The organism is Lentibacillus populi, from assembly GCA_014642895.1.
In the GTDB taxonomy this organism is placed as follows: domain Bacteria; phylum Bacillota; class Bacilli; order Bacillales; family Amphibacillaceae; genus Lentibacillus_C; species Lentibacillus_C populi.
In genome coordinates this window covers 1-5,987 of record BMJD01000052.1, presented here as the reverse complement: position 1 = coordinate 5,987, position 5,987 = coordinate 1, and the positions used below count along the sequence as shown (strand labels likewise).

The 5,987-nt window shown below is 40.7% G+C and carries 6 protein-coding genes; all 6 read right to left on the bottom strand.

Features of this window, described 5'->3' with window-relative positions:
• Positions 1 to 312 precede the first annotated feature (312 nt).
• On the bottom strand, positions 313 to 768 hold the full coding sequence (locus IEX12_RS20205; RefSeq protein ID WP_088050018.1) for a TlpA family protein disulfide reductase: 456 nt from the start codon (positions 766 to 768) through the stop codon (positions 313 to 315).
• A 203-nt stretch (positions 769 to 971) separates the two neighbouring features.
• Complete coding sequence (locus tag IEX12_RS20200; protein ID WP_088050017.1) at positions 972 to 1,514, bottom strand: peroxiredoxin; 543 nt, start codon at positions 1,512 to 1,514, stop codon at positions 972 to 974.
• Positions 1,515 to 1,971: 457 nt separating this feature from the next.
• Positions 1,972 to 2,223 (bottom strand): YkuS family protein, encoded by a 252-nt coding sequence (locus IEX12_RS20195; RefSeq protein WP_088050016.1) that lies wholly within the window; start codon positions 2,221 to 2,223, stop codon positions 1,972 to 1,974.
• Between the two features lie 112 nt (positions 2,224 to 2,335).
• Positions 2,336 to 3,454, bottom strand: coding sequence for an N-acetyldiaminopimelate deacetylase (locus IEX12_RS20190; RefSeq protein ID WP_088050015.1), 1,119 nt, complete (start codon positions 3,452 to 3,454; stop codon positions 2,336 to 2,338).
• A 14-nt stretch (positions 3,455 to 3,468) separates the two neighbouring features.
• The gene (gene dapD / locus IEX12_RS20185; protein WP_088050014.1) at positions 3,469 to 4,188 is read right to left on the bottom strand and encodes a 2,3,4,5-tetrahydropyridine-2,6-dicarboxylate N-acetyltransferase; all 720 of its coding nucleotides are present in this window, start codon (positions 4,186 to 4,188) and stop codon (positions 3,469 to 3,471) included.
• A gap of 106 nt (positions 4,189 to 4,294) precedes the next feature.
• Complete coding sequence (locus IEX12_RS20180; RefSeq protein ID WP_088050013.1) at positions 4,295 to 5,788, bottom strand: MDR family MFS transporter; 1,494 nt, start codon at positions 5,786 to 5,788, stop codon at positions 4,295 to 4,297.
• Positions 5,789 to 5,987: the final 199 nt, after the last annotated feature.

Below are 5,987 nucleotides of genomic sequence, written 5' to 3'. Positions count from 1 at the left end.
AAAAAAGGCACTCATCAAGCTTATGAGTGACCAAACTCGTTCGGATTTCAAGAGAAAAGGCACTCATCAAGCTTATGAGTGACCAAACTCGTTCGAATTTCAAGAAAAAAGGCACTCATCAAGCTTATGAGTGACCAAACTCGTTCGAATTTCAAGAAAAAAGGCACTCATCAAGCTTATGAGTGACCAAGATCGTTCGAATTTCAAGAAAAAAGGCACTCATTAAGCTTATGAGTGATCAAACTCGTCCGGATTACAAAAAAACCATACCATTAAAAAATGATACAGTTCTTATATCAAAATAACATATTCTTACTTCTTCTCTGTTATTCCCAATACACGGTTAACCCGTTTGCGCAGCATTTTCATGCCACCACCGCCAGCTTGAAAGTGTCTTAACTTCCCTTCCTCATCAAACACATAGTAGGCAGGTACGTATTTATTATCGAATGCATCGGTTAGCTTATGTTCATTGTCCACAAATATTGGTTGTGTTATGTCATGCTCGTCGGCAATTTCCTTAATTTGCCCAAGATCCAAATCTTTTTCCGAGCGCGGCATATGAACCGCAATGACATTCAGATCATCCTTATACTCATCTCTAAATTCATTTACATTTGGCATTGCTTCCTTGCAAAGCCCGCAGCTTACTGACCAAAAATGAATTAAAGTAGGTCTGTTGCCAATCAGATCACTTTTTTGGATCGGTTTACTATTAAACCATTCCGTTGCACCCTTGAGTTCTGGCATTTGGTCTCTTAATTTCATTTTGCTTCCTCCTCCGTTCACTTACTCAACTTCCTAAGTAAAAAGAAGCCAACCCAAAGAAAGACATATCTTATTTAAAGGGGCGGCTCCCATTTACTATTTATATGTTAAAAAATCCTATATGCGCGTTCAAAAGCCTACCAAATTAGAATAAGGTAACGAAGATTAGCCGCTTATCAATTGGTGACTTTTTGAACATCCTCTTATAGCGTTTCTTGGCCTGGTTTCCAGTTAGCCGGGCATAAACCGCCAGTTTGCAGCGCTTGTAAAACACGCAATGTTTCATCAACATCACGGCCAATGTTGTTATGGAAAACCGTTTGATATTGCAATTCGCCTTCTGGATTAATGATGAATAATCCGCGTAATGCAACACCTTCCTCTTCGATCAGCACACCATAGTCTTTCGAAACAGCATGATTATGGTCTGCTGCTAACGGATATTGCAGTTCGCCTAACCCATTATCTTCACGGGATGTATTGATCCATGCTTTATGTGTATGAATCGTATCGGTTGATACACCAATTACCTCTGCATCAAGGTCCTCAAACTCATCATAACGATCAGACATTGCGGTAATTTCTGTCGGACATACGAATGTAAAGTCCATTGGATAGAAGAAAAGAACTGTCCATTTATCTTCTTTCATAATTTCTTCCAAGTTCACTTTTCCGAATTCTTTATTTGGCATTACTGCTTCCATTTCAAAGCGTGGTGCTTGTTTTCCTACCATTCTTTCTGCCATATGTAATCCCTCCATTATGTTAGTTAGTTGATCCTCATTCACATTATAGATAATCAATTATTTCAAGTCAATATCACCTAATAATTGATCTAAAATAGACAATTATTTGTCATACAATCGACACAACATGTTACCATTCTATCCAATTGTTATCCAATCTAACCCTAACAATCCGCACATTTTCTACACATGAAGGACGATCCTTTACTATTTTTCACAACTATTACCATAACATTGCAAATGAATAATGTCCACTAATTGAGAATTAAATCGAGAAGAGCAATCCATGCTTGTCTATATTAAAGCAGGCTAAAACAAAAGTACTTTTGGAACATCGTCTTTAGAAGCATTTGACTAAGCAAATTTACAAGCACCATTTCCACAGCAAATTGTTATTGAGAAAAAGGCGTAAATGATGAACACCCAACTCGGGGGAACCTTGAGCTGGGTGTTATCTTTATGCCTCATAATTTAATTTTTGCTCGACCAGCTGACATATATCCTCTGCATTATATCCACGGGCATCGATAACCGGTCCTGCGATACTGGTAGTCGACATTCCCATCATATTTTCATCCTGCCCGGTAATCACACAGCAGTCACAGTAGGCAACATCGTCATTTGTTTTTAAGTCTACTACCTCGTGTCCCTTTTCCATTAGTGCTTCTTTAACATCCGTCAATGACTGTTCAACACCAATACGCGCCATAGCTACTTTCCTCCTCTACATGGAAAAAATATTCTCTCGTAGTTTTTCCCAAAAGAAGAAAGCTATGCAAAACAGATGTCAGAGGTCAGAAGTCGGAAGTAAGAGCAGTATGTTATGAAAGGTGACGAATAGTTCTGGTTACTGCTTGTACTCCTGTTTCTAATGCCGCCTCGTCCGGTTTTAGCTGGGCACTGTGCAGACCATGCGGGGAATCGACACCAAGCCAAAACATAAAACCAGGAATTTCTTTCAGCATATAACCAAAGTCTTCCCCAGTCATGGCGGGGCTCGCTTCCTTATATGTTATGCTGCTGTCTCGCAGTGCATCCTGGAAAAGGTTTACATATTTTTCCTGATTATAAACCTGATAGTAATTCGATCCGTAATCAATTGCAATTGAACAATCATGACTGATCTCGAATCCTTTTGCCATCATTGCAATTTTTTGTTTAATAACAGCGATGGTTGCTGCATGCAATGTCCGAATCGTTCCTTCCAGCCGTGCTGTTTCGGCAATCGCGTTTTGGACAACCCCACTTTCCATTTTACCGATTGTGACAACAGCACTTTCCAGCGGATCAATTCCACGAGCAACGATTTGCTGAAGCTGAATTACAAAGTTACTGGCGGCAACCGTCATATCCTTTGTCAAATGAGGGTAGGCTGCATGACCGCCAACCCCTTTAAAATCAAGAAATAATTCACTCGTATTCGCGAATAATAGACCCGGCCTGCTTGAAACTGTACCTACCGGAAGTTCGGGGGCAATGTGCAAAGCAAAAAGACAATTCGGTTTCCACTCCAAAAACTCAGAAGATCGGAGTAATGGCAGTGCGCCACCAGGCCCCTCCTCTGCAGGTTGAAAAATAAATAATACATGGTCATCAATCGGATTTTCAATAAGCTGCTTCAGCGCTCCTAAGGCAATTGTCATGTGAAAGTCATGGCCGCATGCATGCATTTTTCCCTGATGTACGGAGGCAAAACTAAAGCCTGTTTCCTCTGCAATAGGCAGGCCATCAATATCTGCGCGGAATCCAATCGTTTTTTCCGGTTTTTTCCCGGTCACCCGTACCAATATACCTGTCCGCCATGTTTTTATTTCAACACTGTCTGTTTGCATTTCCTTTATTTTGTCCAATAAAAATGCCCCGGTTTTCACCTCTTGAAAACCTAACTCAGGAATTTGATGTAATGTCCGTCTAATCTCTTTTAAAGCAGCTAAATTCATCTTGAATCCCCACTTTAATTTTCTAATTTACGAAGTTCTTGTTTGATTTCTGTTTTCGATTTTGTATTTTCATCTATTTCTTTTAAAACTTTCGCGGGTGTTCCAGCCACAAGTGTATTTGGTGCGACATCCTTCGTTACGACCGCACCAGCCGCAATAATCGCACCTCTTCCAACGGTTACACCTTCCAGCACAACGACATTCGCACCAATAACTACATCGTCCTCAATAACTACAGGTTTTGCTGATGGTGGCTCAATAACTCCAGCTAATACAGTACCCGCACCAATGTGACAGTTTTTACCAACTGTTGCACGTCCTCCCAATACAGCATTCATATCAATCATCGTGCCTTCCCCAACAACAGAACCAATATTGATCATGGAACCCATCATAATTACGGCACCATCCCCAATAGTCACTTGATCACGAATAACTGCACCAGGCTCAATTCTTGCATTTATCCCTTTTAAATCAAGCAGCGGAATGGCGGAATTACGGCGATCATTTTCTACAACAAAATCAGTAATAGAATCTTCATTGCTGATTAAAAACGGTTGAATTTCGCTCCATTCACCGAATAGAACACCACTTTGTTTTTCAGCAAATGCCTGAATGGATTCTGGATAATCTAATGTATCAAGTTCTAGTCCCTTTATGTACACTTTTACTGGTGTAGACTTTTTACTGTTCGAAATAAAATTAATAATCTCGTTCGCATCCATCATTTTCATTCGTTTAATTCCTCCTAATCATGTCCGTATAGCTGTCGCTTTTGAACATCCGTAATATGATATTGCATTTACTTTAGCAGACACAGCAACAATCCGCAACAATCAACTATTCCTCTTCCGCCTTCTTCGGCATAAAAAAGATGATTAATAGACTCAAGATAGCCAGAATTAGTAAACCGGTATAAACAAGATGGAGACCTGTCGTTAACCCCTCCTGTAACACTTTTCTTATTCCGGCAGACAACGAGGCGTTACGATTGGGATCAAGCAAGTTATTTGCTGTATCAACAGAAATTTTGCCAGATAAACCTTTCTGCTCAATGTATGCCTTTATTTGCCCATTTAGCAAACCGCCCAATAATGCGGCGCCCAGCGCACTGCCAAGCGATCGCATAAACATATTGGCTGCCGTTGCGATTCCGCGCATTTTCCAGCCAACTGCACTTTGAATCCCGACAATGAAGGAAGTATTGGTTAGCCCCATGCCGATACCAATAAAAAATGAGCCCATTCCAGCCCAAAAAGGACCCAGCTCTGGAGTTAATAGAAAGAAGAAAACACCTCCAATAATTAGAGAAGTCCCACCGATTAATGATGTGTTTCGATACCCGATGATCAATAAAAGTTTTCCTGCTATTGTGGAAGCGATTGGCCAGCCAATTGACATCGTTGTTAAGGTAAATCCCGCTACAGTTGCTGATTGACCCATTACCCCTTGAACAAAGGCTGGTAAATAACTGGATACTCCAATCATAATCATTCCGGTTGTTAGTGATGTTACATTAGCGGTAGTTATAATACGGTATTTCCAAATAGTAAACGGCATCATCGGATCGGCTGCCTGCCGCTCCTGATAGAAAAATAGGAAAAAGCCGAATGCTGAAACACAAATTAACCCGTACATCAGCATGGAATTCCACGCTATACTAATACCGCCTTCAACTAATATAAACATGAAAGAACTGACGGCCAGCACAATCCAAAACGATCCGGCATAATCAATGGACCGTTTTTGTTTTTCAATATCTTCATGTAAAAAGAAGATGATGCCCAGCATGGACAGGAGCCCAAGCGGAATGTTCATCCAAAACACATACCGCCAGCTTAATATATCAACAAAAAAGCCGCCTAAGAGCGGACCAGTTACAGCAGAAATTCCCCAGACGCTTGATAAGTAACCTTGTATTTTGGCACGTTCCTGTCTGTTGTAGATGTCCCCGACAATCGTTGTTGCAATCGGCATCAACGCACCAGCACCAAAGCCCTGAATGAATCTGGCAATAATCAGCATGATCATCGAACTACTAAAACCGGAAAGACTTGACCCAATTAAAAAAAGAGTAACTCCCGTAATAAATATTGGTTTCCTTCCAAATATATCAGCTAGTTTACCAAAGATTAATACCGTTGCAGCATTTGTCAGTAAATATGCCGAAAACACCCAGCTGTAGAGTGAAAAACCACCAAGGTCGGCAACAATACTCGGCATGGCAGTCGCGACAATTGTTGCTTCAATTGCCGCCAGAAACATACCAAGCATGACTGATGCCAATATAAGCGGCCGTTTCAGTTTTTTTGTTTTCTCATTGCGATGTTCCATACGTTACCCCCATGACACAGGACGGCTGTTTAACCTAACCTTTGACAATATGGAATCTGACTTAAGGAAAGATCCTTATTTTTTCGTAAGATAAGAAACCACCATGGCTCCGCATTCGCGCAGCCACCATCTATGATGAAAAAGAATTTCTAATCTAAATGGGAGGATTATCTCATTGATTTATGGCAATACAGTTAAT